Genomic DNA, 18,439 nt, shown 5'->3' on the forward strand with positions numbered 1-18,439 from the left:
GCCCAGCGGGAGCAAGCTCCCTCGCCACCACAGTTCGCTCGCTGCTCTTTAGCCAGGCTCAGTGGGCAAACAACGAGTTACCCTTCTGCCCCGCCAGCTTCTCGGGTTTGATCAGGAAGCGTGCCAGCGCCGGCAACAGCCACAGTGCACCGAACATGTTCCACAGCAGCATGAAGGTCAGCATCAAGCCCATGTCGGCCTGGAACTTGATGGCCGAGAAGATCCAGGTGCACACGCCGATCGCCAGGCACAGCCCGGTGAACAGCACGGCTTTACCGGTGGACTTGAGCGTCTGGTAATAGGCTTCCTGCAACGGCAAACCGGCACGCAGGAAGCTTTCCAGGCGGCTGTAGATATAGATGCCGTAGTCCACGCCGATCCCCACGCCCAGGGCCACCACCGGCAAGGTCGCGACCTTGACGCCGATGCCCATGAACGCCATCAGCGCATTGCCCAGCACCGAGGTCAGCACCAGCGGCAGCACGATGCACAGGGTTGCCGCCCAGGAGCGGAAGGTGATCATGCACATGGTCGCCACGCACAGGTACACCAGGATCAGGATGGTCAGCTCCGATTCCTTGATCACCTCGTTGGTGGCCGCCTCGATCCCGGCGTTACCGGCAGCAAGGATGAATTCCAGGCCGTCCTTGTTGTTCTCCTTGGCGAAGTCCTGCACCGCATGCACCGCGCGGTCAAGGGTCTCGGCCTTGTGGTCGTTGAGGAACACCAGCACCGGCGCCAGGGAGCAATTGTTGTTGTACAGGCCATCGGCGCGGGCGATGGAGTTGTTCAATACATCGGGGTTGCGCGACAGGGTTTCCCATTTCAGGTTGCCCTCGTTCATGCCCTTGATCATCTGCTTGGACACGGTCACCAGCGAGATGGCCGACTGCACACCCTCGGTGTTCTGCATCTTCCACATCAACTGGTCGATGGGCGCCATGGCTTCATAACGCGAGCAACCTTCGGCCTTGGTCTTGACCATCACCACCAGCACGTCGGAGCTGGTGGAGTAGTTGCTGATGATGAAGTTGTTGTCTTTGTTGTAGCGCGAGTCCGGGCGCAGCTCCGGCGCGCCCTGGTCGAGGTCGCCGATCTTCAGGTTCTGGCTGTACCAGAGGCCGCCGCCAAAGGCGACCAGCGCGAGCAGGACCGAGACCGGCGCGACTTTGGGGCTGGCGAATTTCGACAGCAGGCGCCAGAACGGATGTTCGCGGTGCGCGTCCTTCTTGCTCCGGGCGATGGCACGCTTGCTGATACCCGCATAGGAAATCGCCACCGGCAGCAGGATCAGGTTGGTGAACACGATCACTGCCACACCGATGGACGCGCCGATGGCCAGTTCGCGGATCACGCCGATATCGATAATCAGCAGGGTAATGAAACCCACCGCATCCGCCAGGATCGCGATCATCCCCGGCAGGAACAGTTGCCGGAAGGTGCGCCGCGCGGCCGTCAAGGCGTTGTCCGCCTCGCTGGATTGCAGGGCGATACCGTTGATCTTCTGCACACCGTGGGAAATCCCGATGGCGAAGATCAGGAACGGCACCAGCATCGAGTACGGGTCCAGCCCGAAGCCGAAGAAGTGCATCAGGCCGAGTTGCCAGACCACCGCCACCAGGGTGGTGCTCAACACCGCGACGGTGCTGCGCAGGCAGTTGGTGAACCACAGCAATAGAACCAGGGTGATGACGAACGCAACGCCGAAGAACAGCACCACCATCACCAGGCCGTCGATCAGGTCGCCGACCTTCTTGGCGAAGCCGACGATGTGGATCTTGACGTTGGGGTTCTGGGCTTCGAACTTGTCGCGGATCTTGTCTTCGAGTTCATGGGAGAACTTGCGGTAATCCAGGGCCAGCAACTTGCCCTGGTCCTGCGGGTCCGGGTAGGACTCCAGCAGCGGGATGTCGACGATACTCGACTTGAAATCATTAGCCACCAGCCGTCCGACCTGGCCGGACTTGAGCACGTTGTTGCGCAGTTGATCGAGGCTTTGCGTCGAGCCGTTGTAGCTCTGCGGGATCACTTCACCGCCGGCGAAGCCTTCTTCGGTGACTTCGGTCCAGCGTACGCTTGGGCTCCACAGCGATTTAAGGCCCGAGCGGTCGACGCCGGAGATGTAGAACACCTCGTCGTTGATCTGGCGCAGGGTCTCCATGTATTCCTTGGTGAAGATGTCACCGTCCTTGGCCTCCACCGAGATACGCACCGTGTTGCCCAGGTTGGCCAGGTCGTTGCGGTGTTCCATCATCTTTTCGATGAAGGGGTGCTTGAGGGGGATCATCTTTTCAAAGCTGGTGGACGGGCGAATCAACGTCGCCTGCCAGAACAGGAAAATGCTCACCAACAGGCAGATCACGATGACTGCCGGGCGGTTATTGAAGATCAGGCGCTCAAGAAAGGTCGCTTTATCGTTGTGATGACTGCTCATGCGTTCCCCGCCTTCTTATTGTTTTGTCGGTTCGGCGCCAGTGGGTGTGGCGACGCGAACACCACCCTGCCCGACCAGAATCAAGTTGCCGTTGCCTGCCGCCGTGACGGCCGACAATGAAATACGGTCGGGGCGATTGAACACGCTGAAGGTCTGGCCGTCGTCATGGCTGACCACCACGCTGCCGCCATTGCCGACCACCACCAGCGAACCGTCTTCGAGCACGGTGGCCCCCGACAGGCCGAACTCCAGGGCGCCGCGTGCGGCATTGAGTTCGACCTGTTCCCAGGTGCTGCCGAAATCCGTGGAGCGGTAAAGATTGCCGCGCAAGCCGTAGGCCAGCAGGGTTTGGGGTTGTGCGGTGCTGATCACGCCAAACAGCGAACCCTCGTAGGGGCCTTCGAGTTTTTCCCAGGTCTGGCCGTCGTCGCTGGAGCGGAACATGCTGCCCTGCTCGCCGACGATAAACAGGCCGGCGTCCTTGATCCGGGCGATGGCGTTGAGGTGGAACTGGTCTTCATTGTCGAGGCGGTCGCTGACGTCTTCCCAGGTCTTGCCGCCGTCGGTGGTTTCGATCAGCGCCCCGTAGGCGCCCACGGCCAGGCCGTGGTGGGCATCGTTGAACCACACGTCGAGCAACGGCGCTTCACGCTTGAGATCTTGATACTGCTGGGTCCAGGTGGCACCGCCGTCGGTGCTGGCGAGGATTTGCGCATCATGGCCGACCGCCCAGCCCTGTTTGTCATCGACGAAATACACCGCCGTGAGCAGTTGCCGGGTGGGGACCTTGGCTTGGGTCCAGGTGTTGCCCTGGTCATCGGAATAGAGGATGTGCCCGCGATCACCGACCGCCACCAGGCGCTTGCCGGCATGCACGACATCGATCATCAGGCCTTTGGCGGCCTTGGGGGATTCAATCGCAAAAGAGCTATCGCTGGCGGCCTGGACAACGGTCGGCAACGCGACAGTCCCAAACAGCGAGAGCGCTGCGGCCAGCAACGCAACCCTGCGTGCGGCGCGTGGGCGGCAAACAACCCAACCCATGACAGGCTCACTCATAGACCTTTCTCCCATTTATTATTGTTAGGTCGTCTCGCCTTCCCGGGCCCTGAAACCTGCAATCTAGAGCGCCTGGAGGAAGCAGGGGCCATCCTATCGGGCTTTCGAATCGTCTGACAATCGGTGCTACGTTATCTTTTGTTAACTGGCGGCGTTTAGCCATGCCTGAATAGGCGGGTATCAGCCAGGCTGATTAATGAATTTTTATTCCATCTATTGAATTATGGGAATTTTTATTCCATTAATAGCCCTCCTGAAAACAATAATCCAAAGGACCACGGCTATGCGTGAACTCGGAATCGGCTTGATCGGCACAGGCTTCATGGGCCGCGCCCACGCCCTGGCATTCAACAATGCCCGGACGGTATTTGAACTGCCGGTACACCTCAAGCTGGCCGCCCTGGCCGATGCCGACACCGAGCGCGCCCAGCGCTGTGCCACGGCCTGGGGGTTTGCCCAGGCCCACGGCGACTGGCAGGCGCTGATCGACGACCCGGCCGTGGATGTGGTGGCCATCACCACGCCGAACCACCTGCACTTTCCCATGGCGATGGCGGCCATTGCAGCGGGCAAGGCGGTGTACTGCGAAAAACCCCTGGCGGTCAGCCTGGAGCAGGCCGATGCCATGCGCCAGGCCGCCCGCGAAGCCGGGGTGGTGACGCGGGTCGGCTACAACTACCAGCACAACCCGATGATCGGCCTGGCGCGGCAACTGATTGCCGAGGGTGACCTCGGCGACATCATCAGCTTCCAGGGCGAGTTCAGCGAAGACTTCATGGCCGACCCGGCGTCACCGTGGTCGTGGCGCTGTGAAGTGGAGCATGCCGGTGGCGCCCTGGCGGACCTGGGCAGCCACTTGCTGTCGATGGCGCGTTACCTGGTGGGCGATGTGACCGGCGTGTGTGCCGACACCCAGACCGTCCACGCCCAACGCCCGGCCGTCAAAGGCAGCGCCGAGCAGAAAGCCATCGCCGTGGATGACCAGGTGCACGCCCTGCTGCGCTTTGCCAACGGCGCGCGCGGCACGGTGAGCAGCAGTTGGCTCAAGCACGGTTACAAGAACCACCTGAGTTTCGAGATCAGCGGCACCAAGGGCACCTTGGCGTTCGATCAGGAGCGCTTGAATGAACTGCGCCTGTGCCGTGTCGGCCAGGACGGTTTCCAGCGTTTGCTGGCCGGCCCTGCCCTGCCCGGCTACGCGGCGTTCAGCCCGGCGGCGGGGCATCAGCTGGGCTACAACGAGCTGAAGACCTTGGAGGTGCAGGAGTTGATCATGGCGGTGGCCGGCCAGGGCGCGGATGGCACCGACTTTGACGCGGCATGGGAGGTGGAACGGCTGGCGACGGCGATTCGTGTGGCTGCCCGTGAAGAGCGCTGGGTCAACCTACATTCGCTCTGAAGCGCAATGCAAAACCCTAGTGGGAGGGGCAAGCCCTTCCCACCTTTAGATCACCCATCAGCGGAAGTGAAGCCTGTCGAGCATTTCGGGACGCCTGAGGAGTTCCTTCGCCAGCCAGGCCTGGCGACCGAAGTAGGGATGCCTGGTAACAGTCCAGTTGGCAACTTCATGCAGTTTTTCGAGGCTGAGGTGGCCGGGCCGCTGCGGGTCCTTGAACAGATCGACATCACGCATCAGCTCTCGGGTCAACGCGTTGTCATTCTGATTTTCAAACATCGTGATGTTGAGGTTGTTTCGATCGATCAGGCCATCCAGCCCACCGGTGATGTGGTGGCGGTCCATATCATCGACCAGGTCTCCACGCTTCATCAGTTCCCGTGCCAGGAGGATATTCTGGTCTTTGGCATAATCGCCGGTCAGCGGTTTGCCGGCCATATTCTTCAGGCCGTCCTTAGTGATGATCCCCGGATGATGGGGTTCCTTAAAGTCATCGAACCTATCGAGCAGCATGCGTGAAAGCTCTGCGTTGCTCTTGCTGCCGAAACCGTGGCCGGGCCAGCTGGGGATCGGGTCGGGCCTTGGAGGGCGCTGGGCGCCAAAGCAGTGGCGGATGAACTGCTTGAAACTGCCCATCCCACCCCGGGGCCAGTAGTCTGCTTTGATGTGCTGTGCGCGGTCACGCTCCTCGAATCCAGCGGTAACCGCGTTACCGTAAAACCCCGACAACCGTGGGGTATCGCCTAATTGAAAGCTGATTGAGCCGCTCCTTTGCGCGATTGCGGACGAATTCGCCATCGGTTTTGAAGGAGCGGTATTGCCCTGATCCGCCTTCAGGTGCGTGGGTGAGGACATAACAGATTTATCGAAAGCAGGTGCCAACATCGTTTGATGTCTCCAGTCCGGTTTGGCCAAAAAGTGTTCACCTGCCTGTCCAGCGTCGCACCAGGACGCAGGTACACAGCGATAACGCTGGGTTGCAAGTAGTCCTTATGTGGCAAGCCTGTCTGAATCAGTTCCTGCCTTTCTAGCGCAAGGCTCGACGCAGCACTTTCCCCACCGTCGTTTTAGGCAACTCGGTAGTGCGAAACTCCACATACCTGGGCACCTTGTAGCCCGTCAGGTATTCCCGGCAATGGGCGAGGAGCTGTTCCTGGGTCAGGTTCGGGTCCTTGCGCACCACGATGATCTTGACCTTTTCCCCCGTTACGCCGTCTTCCACGCCGATGGCCGCCACTTCGCCGACGCCCGGGTGCAGCGCCACCACGTCTTCGATTTCATTGGGGTACACGTTGAAGCCCGAGACCAGGATCATGTCTTTCTTGCGGTCCACCAGGCGGATATAGCCGCGTTCGTCCATCACGCCGATATCACCGGTCGACAACCAGCCCTCGGCGTCCAGCACTTCGGCAGTGGCGTCCGGACGTTTCCAGTAACCCTGCATCACCTGTGGGCCGCGCACTTGCAGTTCGCCTTGCTCGCCGATATCGGCCAACTCGCCGTCTTCACGCATAAACCGTACCCAAGTAGACGGTAAAGGAACACCGATGCTGCCGGTGAATTCCATTTCACGCATGCGCGCAATGTCGATCGGGCTGATGCTCACCACCGGCGAGCATTCGGTGAGGCCGTAGCCTTCGATGATCGGCAGCCCGGTGACGTCCTTCCAGCGCTTGGCCACCGCCGTGTGCGTGGCCATGCCGCCGGCGATCACCATGCGCAGGTCGGAGAAGTCCCGGGCGCAGAACTCCTTATTCTCCAGCAAGCCGTTGAACAGCGTATTGACCCCGGCAATGCCATTGAAGCGCTCCTTGCGCAGGATCATCTGCACCCGCTTCACATCCCGCGGGTTGGCGATAAGGATGTTGCGCCCGCCCAGGCACATGAACATCAGGCAGTTCACCGTCAGGGAAAAGATGTGGTACAGCGGCAGCAGGGTAACGTTGGTTTCCTGCTTGTCCTGGTCCAGTTGGTCGCCGACCCAGGCCTTGGCCTGCAACAGGTTGGCGATGATATTGCGATGGCTGAGCATCACGCCCTTGGCATCCCCGGTGGTGCCGCCGGTGTATTGCAGGAAGGCCAGGTCGTCGAGGTGCATGTCCACCGGGAAGTGGTTGAGCGCGCGGCCCTGTTTCAGCACCTGGTTGAAACGCACCGAGCCCCTCAGGTTGAACGCCGGCACCTGCTTTTGCACGCGACGCAGGATGAAGTTCATCGCCGCCCCCTTGAAGCTGCCGAGCAGGTCGCCGATGGCGGCCACCACCACGCGCTTGAGGCTGCTGCCGGCGATGACTTTTTCCAGGGTGTGGGCGAAGTTTTCGAAGATCACCACGGTTTCGGCGCCGCTGTCCTTGAGCAAGTGCTTGAGTTCATGGGCGGTGTACAACGGGTTGACGTTGACCACCACCGCGCCGGCCAGGATCGTGCCCAGCAGGCAGATCGGGTACTGCAGGCAGTTGGGCATCATCAACGCCACGCGGTCGCCCTTCTGTACGCCCTGGCCCTGCAGCCAGGCGGCGAACGCAATGCCTTGCACCTGCCAGTCGGCATAGGTCATCTCGGTGCCGATGCTGACGTAGGCGACCCGCTCGCGAAATTTCTCCAGGTGCTCCAGGAACACCTCGCGCAACGACGGGTAGTCCTCGATACCGGCATCGATGTCCGCCGGGACGCCGGGCAGGTAAGCGTTCAACCAGACCCGTTCGGCGTGTTCCAGGCTGATAGCGTTCATGGCAGTCTCCTTATTGTTGTTTTTGATGGGGCTACTTTTCGACGATAGCGGTAATGCCCAGCCCGCCCGCCGCGCAGATGGAAATCAGGCCGCGACCGCCGCCCCGCTCGTGAATGGCCTTGGCCAGCGCCGCCAATTGCCGGCCACCGGTGGCGGCAAACGGGTGGCCGCAGCCGAGGGAACCGCCGTTGACGTTCATTTTGGCGCGGTCGATGGCCCCCAGCGGCGCCTCCAGGCCGAGCCGTTCGCGGCAGTAGTCGGCGTCTTCCCAGGCCTTGAGCGTGCACAGCACCTGGGCGGCAAAGGCTTCGTGGATCTCGAAGAAATCGAAGTCGGCGAAACTCAGCCCTTCGCGCTTGAGCATGCGCGGTACGGCGTAGGCCGGCGCCATCAGCAGGCCTTCGCTGCCGTCGACAAAATTCACCGCCGCCGTCTCGCCCGTGCGCAGGTAGGCCAACACCGGCCAGCCATGGGCCACCGCCCAATCTTCGCTGGCCAGCAGCACCACCGAGGCGCCATCCGTCAGTGGCGTGGAGTTGCCCGCCGTGAGGGTACCGTGCTGGCGGTCGTAGGCCGGGGACAGGCCGGCGAGTTTCTCCAAGCTGGCGTCGGCGCGCAGGTTGTTGTCCCGCGCCAGGCCGCGATGGGGGCTGATCAGGTCGTCGAAGAAACCGCGCTGATACGCGGCATCCAGGCGCTGGTGGCTGGTGAGGGCCAACTCGTCCTGGGCCAGGCGCTTGATCTGCCAGCGTTGGGCCATTGCTTCGCAATGTTCGCCCATGGACAAACCGGTACGCGGCTCGCCATTGCGCGGCAACAGCGGCTTGAACAACATCGACGGACGCACCTTCAGCAGTGCCTTCACCTTGTCGCCCATGCCCTTGGCGCGGTTGGCCGCGAGCAAGGTATGGCGCAGGGATTCATTGATGCCAATGGGCGCGTCGGAGGTGGTGTCGGCGCCACCGGCGATGCCCACGTCGATCTGGCCGAGGGCGATCTTATTCGCCACCAGCAAGGCCGCTTCCAGGCCGGTGCCGCAGGCTTGCTGCACATCGTAGGCCGGGGTCTGCGGGGACAAGGTGGTCGACAGCAGCGATTCACGCGCCAGGTTGAAATCCCGCGAATGCTTGATCACCGCGCCGGCGGCAAACTCGCCCAGGCGCTGGCCGTGCAGGTTGTAACGGTCGACCAGGCCTTGCAGCGCCGCCACCAGCAGGTCGTGGTTGCTGTCGTGGGCGTACACCGTGTTGGAACGGGCAAACGGAATGCGGTTGCCGCCGATGATCGCCACGCGGCGGGTCGGGGCCGGGTTGAAGCTGTAGTCACTCATGTAGGGCTCTCATTCCAGACAAATAGCCCGCGCATATGCGGTTTGTCGCCGGCGAAATTGCGCACTTCGAATTCGCGCCGCCGGCCGCTCACGGGGTGTTGCCACAGGGCGACCTGGCCGGGCAGGAAGATCGGCAGCTTGAAGTCGCAATGGGCTTCGGCCTGATCCAGGCCACCGGGGGGTTGTTGAGCGGCCAATGCGCGGCCGAGGGTCCACATGCCATGGGCAATGGCGCGGCGAAAGCCGAACAGCTTCGCACCGATCAGTGAGGTGTGGATTGGGTTGAAGTCCCCCGAGACCTTGGCAAAACGCCGGCCCAGGTCCGCAGGCAGTATCCAGCGCTGGGTGCGTAACAGGCCCTCTTCCTGCAACGGCAGCGCGTCAGCCCACGGCTCGCCCAAGGGGTCTTTCACCGCGCGGCGCAGGTACAGGCTGTCGCTTTCCCACACCAGGCTGCCGCGGCTGTAGGCCCGGGTGGCGATGCTCAGCGCCTGGCCCTTGGCGTGGGCCACCCAACGTTCGCAAAAGACTTCCAGGCGCAGTGCCTGGCCTTCCTGCAGGCGCTGGTGCTGCCGGATGCGGTTGGCCAGGTGCACCATGCCGCTGGCCGGGTACGGAAAACTCGGACGGGTCAACAGCATCAGGTGCAGGGGGAACGCCAGCACATGGGGGTACGACAGCGGCACACCCTGTTCGCGGCGAAAACCACAGGCACGGCCATAGGCGGCGATGCCGCTGGCGGACAATTCCACCGCCGAGCGCACCAGGCGCTCCCTGGGCAACAGCGGTGCGCCGTCGAGCTTGGGTTTGCGCAGGCCACGTACGCCGTCCAGCAGCAGGCGCGTGCGCGATGGCGGAGGGTCGATAATCTGCGTCACGTAGTCCATGGACTCAGGCTCCCAGCAGGCTTTGGCCGCACACGCGCACGACCTGGCCGTTGACCCCGCCCGACGCCGGGTGCGCCAGCCAGGCAATGGTTTCGGCCACATCGATCGGCTGCCCGCCCTGGGACATCGAGTTCATGCGCCGCCCGGCCTCGCGAATCATCAGCGGGATCTTGGCGGTCATCTGGGTCTCGATAAATCCAGGTGCCACCGCATTCACCGTTACCTGTTGCGCCGCCGCACGCGGGGCCAGGCCTTGCACCAGGCCGATCACGCCGGCCTTGGAGGTGGCGTAGTTGCTTTGCCCGAGGTTGCCGGCAATGCCGGAGATCGACGACACGCACACGATACGCCCACCCGGATTCAGGCCCTGGCTGTCCAACAAGGCATTGCTCAGGTGCAACGGTGCTTCGAGGTTGACCGCCAGCACGCTGCGCCAAGCGGCTTCAGGCATCTTGGCGATGGTCTTGTCGCGGGTGATCCCGGCGTTGTGCACCACCACATCGAAGGCACCGTATTGGCTGACATGGGCATGCAACTGGGCAGCGGCGTCTGCTGCCGTGATGTCCAACGGCAGCGCCGAACCGTCCACACTCGCGGCCGCCTGTTGCAGCGAGTCCTGGGCCTGGGGCACGTCCACGCAGACCACATGGGCACCCTCGCGGGCCAGGACCTGGGCGATGGCCAGGCCAATGCCTCGGGAAGCACCGGTGACCAGCGCGCGCCGACCGGCGAAGGGTTTGTCCCAATTGACGGCGACCGGCCCATCCACCGGTTTTTCCAGGCGCACCACCTGCCCCGACACATAGGCCGAACGCCGCGACAGGAAGAAACGCAGGCTGCTGTCCAGTGCGTCTTCCGCTCCCGGCGCCACGTACAACAACTGCACGGTGATCGCCCGGCGCAACTCCTTGGCCAATGAACGCACCAGGCCTTCGAGCGCACGCTGGGCGATGGCCTGGGGCAACTCGGTGCAGTGTTCCGGCGCGGTGCCCAGCACCACAACGCGGCCGTGTTGGCCCAGGCGTCTGGCGTTGGCGTGGAAGAACTCATAGAGCTCGTCCAGTTGTTGCAGGCCGGTTATGCCGCTGGCATCGAACACTGCGCCCTGCACCTTGACCGTGGACGGCGCCTTGAGCGTCGCCGGGGTGGCGGTGACCGTGTCGGTGGCGCTGAACACCTGTTGCACCTGCGCAGCCAGGCGCCCTGCCCCGGCGACAATCACCGGGTTGGCCAGGCCTGGCTGGCCGCTGCGATGGCGCTGCAACGGCACGGGCTGGGGCAAGCCCACCACCTGGGCCAGGCGACGGCCCCAGGGGGAATTGACGAACGATAGGTAGCTGTCACTCATATCAGCATTCACTCACAACACATTCTGACCTTGTAAACCCAATCCGTGTGGGAGGGGGCTTGCCCCCGATAGCGGTGGTTCAGCCAATGAGCCGGCGACTGATGGGATGGCTATCGGGGGCAAGCCCCCTCCCACATTGACCGCGTTTGTCCTAGTTGACCGGGGCGTTTTCACCTTGGGCGGTTCGGCGTTTGGGCGTAGGTTCCAACGCCTGCCTGCGCTGCTGCAACGCCTCCAGCAAACCGAAGTCCTGGGGGAAATCATCCACCTGGATAGCGTGGTCGGCGTATTCCACATAGCGCGCCAGCAAGGCATCTTCGTCGTCGCTGATCAGGTCCAGCGCCCGCGCCTTGACGCGCCAGGCGGTGAAGGCCGTGGCGGCGATCGGCATCGGTTCGAGCAGACCTTGCCTGATGGCCGGCTTGAGCCGGGCGTCGATCAACTCCACCTGCGGCAGCAGGCGGAAGCCCAATTCGCCGTAGGCCAGCTTGTCGATTTCCGGACGTGGAATGTAGGAGTTGGCCAACAGGCGGTCGCGGGTTTCGCCGGGGGTCTGCACCACATCGGCCACCTGGGCCAGCAGCTGATCCGAGGGTTTGCGCAGCGCAATACCGAACGGGAACGTCAAGCCACGCAGCACCGCCGCCGCCGCTGTGGAGGGGTAGTTGTCCAGCACTTCGGCGAGGGCTTCATGGGCACGCAGCAATGCGTCCTGTGCCGCCCAATGCACCAGCGGCAGGTCTGCCTGGGGCCGGCCGTCATCCTCGAAGCGCTTGAGCACGCAGGACAGGATGTACAGCTGCGACAGAATATCGCCCAAACGCCCGGTGATACTTTCCTTGCGCTTGAGGGCACCGCCCAGCACGCCCATGGAAATATCCGAGATCAGCGCCAGCACCACCGACAGGCGATTGGCCTGGCGATAGTAGGACGCCAGCGCCGGGTCGGTCTTGGCCGGTGCGGAAATCAGGCGCCCGCCGGTCAGGGCATGCACCACCGCACGTACGGTGTTGGCCAATACAAAGCTCACATGGCCGAACATCGCGCTATCAAAATCTTCCAGCGCCTGGCGCCGGTCCGGGTTGCGCGCCGCTTCCATTTCGCGGAACACATAGGGATGGCAACGAATCAGGCCCTGGCCAAAGATGATCAGGCAGCGCGTCATGATGTTCGCGCCTTCCACCGTGATGGCGATGGGGCTTTGCTGATAGGCACGGGCCAGGAAGTTATTCGGGCCCATGCAGATGCCCTTGCCGGCGACGATGTCCATGCCGTCATTGACGATCATCCGCGCGCGTTCGGTGACGTGGTACTTGGCGATGGCCGAGATCACCGAGGGTTTCTCACCGGCATCCAATGAAGCCACCGAGACCTTGCGCACCGCATCGCAGGCATACAGGTGCCCGGCCATGCGCGCCAGCGGCGCCTGCACCCCTTCGAACTTGCCGATGGGCAAGCCGAACTGTTTGCGCATCGCCGCGTAGGCCGTGGTGCCGCGCACCGCAACCTTGCCCAGGCCGACGTTGGCCGACGGCAGGGAAATCGCGCGGCCGGCGGCCAGGCATTCCATCAGCATGCGCCAGCCGTTGCCGACTTGCTCGCGGCCGCCGATGACCCATTCCAGCGGGATGAACACGTCCTTGCCGGTGGTCGGACCGTTCTGAAATACGGCGTTGAGCGGCCAGTGCCGGCGACCACTGTTTACGCCGGGATGGGAGGTGGGGATCAGGGCACAGGTGATGCCCAGCGAGCCTTTCGGCCCCAGCAATCCGTCCGGATCTTCCGCGCGAAACGCCAGACCGAGCACCGTGGCGATCGGTCCCAGGGTGATATAGCGCTTGTCCCAGGTCACACGAAACCCCAGCACCTCCTGGCCTTCATGGGTGCCTTTGCAGACGATGCCCACATCGGGAATCGCCCCGGCATCGGAGCCGGCGTACGGGCTGGTCAGGGCAAAGCACGGGATGTCCTCGCCCCGGGCCAAGCGTGGCAGGTAGTAATTGCGCTGGGCATCGGTGCCGTAATGCAGCAGCAGTTCGGCCGGGCCCAGGGAGTTGGGCACCATCACCGAAATCGCCGCCGCCGAGCAGCGCGTCGACAGCTTCATCACCACTTGGGAATGGGCGTAGTGGGAGAAGCCTTTGCCGCCGTACTGCTTGGGAATGATCATGCCAAGGAAGCCGGCGTCCTTGGTGTACTGCCAGCCTTCGGGGGACATGTCCTGCCAGACCTGGGTGGTTTCCCAGTCGTTGGCGATGTCGCAAAGGGTTTCCACTTCATTGTCGAGAAAGGCTTGCTCCTCGGCGCTGAGGCTCGCCGGGGCCGCTTGCAGCAGGCGCTGCCAGTCGGGCTTGCCGCTGAACAGCTCGGCGTCCCACCACACGGTGCCGGACTCGATGGCGGCGCGTTCGGTGTCGGACATCGCCGGCATGATCGTACGAAACAGATTGAGGGCCTTGCCGGTCAACAGCGCGCGGCGCAGCGGTTTGAGGCTCATCAACAACGCCGGCAATACCACCAGCACGGCCGCGACGGTGGCGCCGAAAGCCGCCACCCCATTGAACAGGTAACCCGCTGTCAGCCAGATCAGGCCAGCGCCCAACCACAGGGTGGCGGCAGCTTGTCGATACGCCAGGGCAATCGCGGCTGCGACACCTACCAATAACCAGATAACCATGGGGATACCTCTACTCGATTCAGGGCGTGGTTTACGTGCGAAAGGTCGGATCGACCTGCGGCGTAAAGCCACACTACAAACTTGGAAAGACAAATTCAAATTTTGTTTTGAAATTTTTATTTAATGCCTGGACGAAAAAATAGCGGCTGAATGAATCAGCCTGGAATGCCAATACTCAAGGAACTGTCGACGTGGAATGAGGGTGAAGGCATCAAGATGCGCTTGGTGCCTTTTCCATCACCCTCTATGAAATATCAGAACGCGTAGGTGGCCGACACGCTCACCACATCGCCCGACGACTCCGCCTTGCCATTCAGGCTTGCGCCACCCAGGCGATCGACGTTTTGAGTCTTGAGCTTGACCTCTTGCACGAACTGGTGGGAATAGGCCAGGTCAAGACTGAGGCCCTTGATTGCTTTCACATCGTAACCAGCCCCCAACGACAGGAATGTACGGTCGCCATCCGGGATTCGTGGGTCGCGGGTCGAATTGCGTGTAGGTGTCTGGTCAAGGGCTACACCTGCACGCAAGGTCAACTCATCGGTCAAGCGGTAGTCACCGCCGAGAGAGTACATCCAGGTGTTCTTGTAGTTGTAGGGAATGGACACAATGGTGGTGCCACCGGACTCGAGCGTCAGGTCTTTGAAAGAGGACCACTCAGTCCAGGTCACACTGGCCCCCATCGTGAAGCGATCGTTGAACTGGTGTACCCAGTCCAGGCCGGCCGTGGCAGGAATGTCCAGTTGGACACTGGCATGGGCGCCGTCCGGTGCCAGCTCTAACCCTGGATAGGCGGTATTCACCAACGTACCGCTACCGCCAAACGGACTTGGCTGGGTCATCAGGTTGTAGGAAAACTGATCGGCGTAAATATTATATTTGCCGGTCATCTTGTTCTTGATCTTGGCGTGGTAATTCAAGCCAAGGGTGTCTCGCTCCGTGGGTTTCCAAACAATGCCGGTAAACCAGCCCGCGGAAATGTTGTCGACCTTCACACGCATCAAGGCATTGCCGACATCAGATGGAAAATTGATCCCGCCCAGCACGGAATCTGACACCGCAGCGGCAGACAACAAGTCCACGTTTTGGCTGACGAAGCCCTTGCTGTGTTGCACGATCACGCCACCGCCGATAGAAAATTGATCATTCACCTTAAAGGACAGGGATCCGGTCAATCCTACGGTTTCAATTTTGGTGTCCACTGCAAAGTCGCGCAGTTTCGAGTCCTGATCCCAAGTGGAGCGCATACCTTGCGGCACAACCTGGCTCAGGCCGAAAGCGAACCGATCCCCCAGGGGCATGACCATGAAACCGGTTGGCAACCAGGCAGTGAACCCGCCTTGACCGCCGTCGTTGTTATTCACCGTGGTCGATGCGACGTCGGGAAAACCATTGGCGTCCAAGGGCGTATTGGAAATCGGGTTGCCTGCATAATCAGAGGCGTCACCTTTGTACTTGATCTTGATGCGGGCGTAGTCGACGGTAAATTGCGCCACGTTGTGTTCGACAAACGCCATGGCCGCCGGGTTGTTGTATGCGGAACTGGGATCGTTCTTGAACAACGAGCCACCGGCAAATGCCCGGCCCCAACCGGGTGCACCGTAGGTCGGAGTTGAAAAACCGCCGGCCTGTGCAGGCGCGTTCACCATCGCCCCGCCTATCAGTGCCAGCCCCAGCAAAACCTGCACGTGTTGTTTCTTATTATTCATGCGGCACTCCTTATTGTTATTTCTCTGAGCCGGCCCCACCGGTTCGTTTTGCTTCCGGCAGTTCACAAACTGGCGCCCCGATCGAGGCGCCAGTCTTTCAACAGGTGATCAGCCCGGTGTGTCAGTTACCCATCAAGGCACGATGGTAAATGTCGGGCTTGGGGTAACGCTGAGGCTCACCACGGTGCAGCTGCCGCTCAGGGTCTGGTTGGAGGCGGTCAGCACACCCCCGCTGTAGCCCACGGTGATGGTGGACGGACCGCAATTGGACGCCGGATACAGAACCGACGCGGCGATGGTGTAACCAACGTTGCTGACCGAGCCCGCAGCGGCACCGGTGGCGGTCAAGGTCCATGGCAGACCGGTGATTTTCGGCAGCGCACAAAGACCACCGCCGGTCACCGCCACACCGGTGATTTTTGCCACACCGCTGGCATCGACGTTCCCGGTAAAAGTTGCGCCGCAGTTAACAGTGGCCTGGAACGACGATGGCGACTTCACCGAAATGGTGCCTGGCGCAGTGAAGCTCGAGTTCACCGGGGTGATGCTATAGGCATTGGCCATCGAAGCAGCACCCATGCAAACAGCCAAAGCAGACAACGATACGAGGGTTTTCAAGCTTTTCATTGTTTTTCCTCACATGTTATGGCGAGTCATTTCGCCAGGGGGTAATGGCCATGAACGAGAGGTCACGGTGAAACTGCAGAACTTCCCTTTCCAGCCAAATTTCAATTCAATTACCGCAGCACGCTATTCAACAACTTTGAAGTTCGGCGGCATCTTGATCGACACCGTCTTGATCTTGCAGTCTTCGCCAATGGGTACATTGGCGGCTTCCAACTTGCCGGTGGCGTTATCCCAGGTGCCATCGGCGGTAGAAGGCCCGCACTTGCCGCCCAGGCCGAAGGCGTGAACATCCACACTGATCTTCGACATGGAACCGCTCCTGGTATCTTTGGCAACCAGAATCCACGGCAAGTTGATGGCTTCGACCCGGCTGCACTTGAGGCCGCCGTCGAATTCGACTTTGTCGACATTGACCGAGGAACCGTCCGCAGCGACCTTGCCGGCCACCTTGATGGTGCAATCGGCGCTGATCAGCGCGCCTTTGGAGAAGCTGATCGGGCCCTGGGCGGTAAAGGCGCTGCCCGCCGGTTCGATACGCGCGGCCTGGGCCTGGTGATAGGCGATCAGGCCCAGCACGGCCAATACGATATGGGTGGTGAACTTGGCAGGTGCTTGCATGGTGTACGTCCTTCCCTTTAATTATTGTTGTTCGGGTCAAAGCACTTTCTCGGGGGCGATAAAATCCTGCGCGGCAATCAGGCCCCGAGTACACGACAACACTAAGTGTTACTTCAGATCAAAACGGCTTGGCACTGCCGCTGTACTTCTCCAGGTACTTCAAACGCTGTGAAGGTTGAAGATTGGTCAGGGTGATATCCCCGGCATAATGATTAAGGACTCGATGATCCATGCGCCGCCGCCACAAGTACGGTACATAGGCCCAGACAATCATGCTCGCGTAACCATAAGGCAGTTGCGGCGACTCATCGAAGTGGCGCAACGACTGATAACTGCGCGTCGGGTTGGCGTGGTGATCGGAGTGCCGCTGCAGTTGGAACAGAAAGATATTGGTGACAATCCGATTACTGTTCCAGGAGTGCCGAGGCGAACACCGTTCATAACGACCGTTGGGCAACTTCTGGCGTTTAAGGCCGTAGTGCTCCACATAGTTCACCACTTCCAGCAACGAGAAGCCGTAGATGCCCTGGATAACCAGAAACGGAATCACCGCTGCCCCCAGCCAGGCAATCATCGCGCCCCACAACACCACGCTGTACATCCAGGCACTGAGCACAGCGTTTTTCCAATGCCAGGCCGGCAGGCCGAGTTTGCGCAGGCGCTCGCGCTCCAGGTTCCAGGCCGAGTGTGCGCTGAACCATACCGAGCGTGGCAGGAAGGCCCAGAAACTTTCACCCAGCCGCGAGCTGGCCGGGTCTTCCGGCGTGGCGACGCGCACGTGATGGCCACGATTGTGTTCGGTGTAGAAGTGCCCATAGAGGGTTGGCGCCAGGGTGACCTTGGCGAGGAACACTTCCAGGGCATTGGGCTTGTGTCCCAGTTCATGGGCCGTGTTGATCGCGATACCGGTGGCGGCGCCGGTCGACATGGCCATGCCCAGGTAGGTAAACCAGCTTGGTTGGCCATGCAGTTGCGCACGCTCAGTGATGTAACCGGCGGCGTGGGCCAGCCAGCTGGAAGGCTCAAGGTTGGCGGTGGCGTGCAGCAGGCCGTCCCGGATGATCCAGTCGATGCCGCCGGCGGCCAGCCATCCGGTAATCACCACCGACGTGATGACGAACAGCACACCGGTGTAGACGATCCAGCGGTAGTAGCGTTGGGATTCCAGGTGGTTGACGGCGGATTCGGGCGGGTTGCTGATGTCTTCGCCGAGCAGCCCGTCGATCAGGGGGATCAGGCCAAAGATCACCAGTACACCGACCCACCACAGTTGCTGGATGCCAGTGGCAATGGCGAGGGCGCCGGACAACAGAGGGGTGGCCAATGGCAGGATGCCCAACCACCACAGGTGGCGCTTGCCGTCGGTCCAAACGCTTGGCGCTGCCAGAGTCCGGTTCATGGCAGCCTCCTTGGCAGGCAGGCGGAAAACAGGTTCAGGGAGCGCTGGGTGCTCCGGGAAATCAACCATGCGATAAAAGACGTTTTTTTCATTTTTATTCGCTCTTAGGCATTTCAAAAATCATTTCAAAATAAATATTGAAATATTTTTTTAAATAAATAGCGCGGAATCGTTAGGTCGTCAACTACTTTTTCGAGGCCTTTTTTACGTGACTGGACAGTCTG

13 protein-coding genes are annotated in these 18,439 nt (G+C 61.4%); 1 reads left to right on the plus strand and 12 read right to left on the minus strand.

The features are described from left to right. Window positions 1-58: 58 nt before the first annotated feature. Together NIBR502773_RS01645 and NIBR502773_RS01650 are read right to left on the minus strand one after the other, a co-directional pair. On the minus strand, window positions 59-2,434 hold the full coding sequence (locus tag NIBR502773_RS01645) for an RND family transporter (RefSeq protein ID WP_065942015.1): 2,376 nt from the start codon (window positions 2,432-2,434) through the stop codon (window positions 59-61). A 15-nt stretch (window positions 2,435-2,449) separates the two neighbouring features. Continuing rightward, window positions 2,450-3,478, minus strand: a complete 1,029-nt coding sequence (locus NIBR502773_RS01650; protein WP_177414164.1) for a YCF48-related protein — start codon at window positions 3,476-3,478, stop codon at window positions 2,450-2,452. A gap of 298 nt (window positions 3,479-3,776) precedes the next feature. Here NIBR502773_RS01650 and NIBR502773_RS01655 point away from each other — a divergent pair, with 298 nt between their 5' ends. After that, entirely contained in the window at window positions 3,777-4,892 is a 1,116-nt protein-coding gene (locus NIBR502773_RS01655) for a Gfo/Idh/MocA family protein (protein ID WP_141155176.1), read from the plus strand. 57 nt (window positions 4,893-4,949) lie between these two features. Here NIBR502773_RS01655 and NIBR502773_RS01660 read toward each other — a convergent pair whose 3' ends face one another. The 10 genes from NIBR502773_RS01660 to NIBR502773_RS01705 form a co-directional block, all read right to left on the minus strand. Then, window positions 4,950-5,774 carry a hypothetical protein gene (locus NIBR502773_RS01660; protein WP_141155177.1) on the minus strand — a complete coding sequence of 275 codons (825 nt, stop codon included), beginning with the start codon at window positions 5,772-5,774 and terminating at the stop codon, window positions 4,950-4,952. A gap of 142 nt (window positions 5,775-5,916) precedes the next feature. Beyond that, a complete protein-coding gene (locus tag NIBR502773_RS01665) occupies window positions 5,917-7,620 on the minus strand; it encodes an AMP-binding protein (protein WP_141155178.1) in 1,704 nt (567 codons plus the stop codon). A 31-nt stretch (window positions 7,621-7,651) separates the two neighbouring features. Beyond that, the gene (locus tag NIBR502773_RS01670) at window positions 7,652-8,950 is read right to left on the minus strand and encodes an acetyl-CoA C-acetyltransferase (RefSeq protein ID WP_141155179.1); all 1,299 of its coding nucleotides are present in this window, start codon (window positions 8,948-8,950) and stop codon (window positions 7,652-7,654) included. Further along, entirely contained in the window at window positions 8,947-9,837 is an 891-nt protein-coding gene (locus tag NIBR502773_RS01675) for a MaoC/PaaZ C-terminal domain-containing protein (RefSeq protein WP_141155180.1), read from the minus strand. Before NIBR502773_RS01675 ends, NIBR502773_RS01670 begins: the two co-directional genes overlap by 4 nt. A gap of 4 nt (window positions 9,838-9,841) precedes the next feature. Next, window positions 9,842-11,185 (minus strand): 3-oxoacyl-ACP reductase, encoded by a 1,344-nt coding sequence (locus NIBR502773_RS01680; protein WP_141155181.1) that lies wholly within the window; start codon window positions 11,183-11,185, stop codon window positions 9,842-9,844. Between the two features lie 151 nt (window positions 11,186-11,336). Beyond that, complete coding sequence (locus tag NIBR502773_RS01685) at window positions 11,337-13,862, minus strand: acyl-CoA dehydrogenase (protein WP_141155182.1); 2,526 nt, start codon at window positions 13,860-13,862, stop codon at window positions 11,337-11,339. Between the two features lie 254 nt (window positions 13,863-14,116). Continuing rightward, a complete protein-coding gene (locus NIBR502773_RS01690) occupies window positions 14,117-15,571 on the minus strand; it encodes an outer membrane protein transport protein (protein ID WP_065942007.1) in 1,455 nt (484 codons plus the stop codon). A 132-nt stretch (window positions 15,572-15,703) separates the two neighbouring features. Next, on the minus strand, window positions 15,704-16,198 hold the full coding sequence (praB, locus tag NIBR502773_RS01695; protein WP_027608591.1) for an alkane oxidation protein activator PraB: 495 nt from the start codon (window positions 16,196-16,198) through the stop codon (window positions 15,704-15,706). Between the two features lie 123 nt (window positions 16,199-16,321). Then, window positions 16,322-16,816, minus strand: coding sequence for an alkane oxidation protein activator PraA (gene praA, locus NIBR502773_RS01700; RefSeq protein WP_115488184.1), 495 nt, complete (start codon window positions 16,814-16,816; stop codon window positions 16,322-16,324). A 118-nt stretch (window positions 16,817-16,934) separates the two neighbouring features. Beyond that, entirely contained in the window at window positions 16,935-18,215 is a 1,281-nt protein-coding gene (locus NIBR502773_RS01705) for an alkane 1-monooxygenase (RefSeq protein ID WP_141155183.1), read from the minus strand. Window positions 18,216-18,439: the final 224 nt, after the last annotated feature.

The sequence above is a fragment of the Pseudomonas sp. NIBRBAC000502773 genome (assembly GCF_006517195.1).
GTDB lineage: Bacteria > Pseudomonadota > Gammaproteobacteria > Pseudomonadales > Pseudomonadaceae > Aquipseudomonas > Aquipseudomonas marginalis.

What these genes read in the sequence shown, in the direction of transcription:
- NIBR502773_RS01645 (WP_065942015.1), bottom strand. Translation starts at nt 2,434, where the DNA reads ATGAGCAGTCATCACAACGATAAAGCGACCTTTCTTGAGCGCCTGATC.
- NIBR502773_RS01650 (WP_177414164.1), bottom strand. Translation starts at nt 3,478, where the DNA reads ATGGGTTGGGTTGTTTGCCGCCCACGCGCCGCACGCAGGGTTGCGTTG.
- NIBR502773_RS01655 (WP_141155176.1), top strand. Translation starts at nt 3,777, where the DNA reads ATGCGTGAACTCGGAATCGGCTTGATCGGCACAGGCTTCATGGGCCGC.
- NIBR502773_RS01660 (WP_141155177.1), bottom strand. Translation starts at nt 5,774, where the DNA reads ATGTTGGCACCTGCTTTCGATAAATCTGTTATGTCCTCACCCACGCAC.
- NIBR502773_RS01665 (WP_141155178.1), bottom strand. Translation starts at nt 7,620, where the DNA reads ATGAACGCTATCAGCCTGGAACACGCCGAACGGGTCTGGTTGAACGCT.
- NIBR502773_RS01670 (WP_141155179.1), bottom strand. Translation starts at nt 8,950, where the DNA reads ATGAGTGACTACAGCTTCAACCCGGCCCCGACCCGCCGCGTGGCGATC.
- NIBR502773_RS01675 (WP_141155180.1), bottom strand. Translation starts at nt 9,837, where the DNA reads ATGGACTACGTGACGCAGATTATCGACCCTCCGCCATCGCGCACGCGC.
- NIBR502773_RS01680 (WP_141155181.1), bottom strand. Translation starts at nt 11,185, where the DNA reads ATGAGTGACAGCTACCTATCGTTCGTCAATTCCCCCTGGGGCCGTCGC.
- NIBR502773_RS01685 (WP_141155182.1), bottom strand. Translation starts at nt 13,862, where the DNA reads ATGGTTATCTGGTTATTGGTAGGTGTCGCAGCCGCGATTGCCCTGGCG.
- NIBR502773_RS01690 (WP_065942007.1), bottom strand. Translation starts at nt 15,571, where the DNA reads ATGAATAATAAGAAACAACACGTGCAGGTTTTGCTGGGGCTGGCACTG.
- praB (WP_027608591.1), bottom strand. Translation starts at nt 16,198, where the DNA reads ATGAAAAGCTTGAAAACCCTCGTATCGTTGTCTGCTTTGGCTGTTTGC.
- praA (WP_115488184.1), bottom strand. Translation starts at nt 16,816, where the DNA reads ATGCAAGCACCTGCCAAGTTCACCACCCATATCGTATTGGCCGTGCTG.
- NIBR502773_RS01705 (WP_141155183.1), bottom strand. Translation starts at nt 18,215, where the DNA reads ATGAACCGGACTCTGGCAGCGCCAAGCGTTTGGACCGACGGCAAGCGC.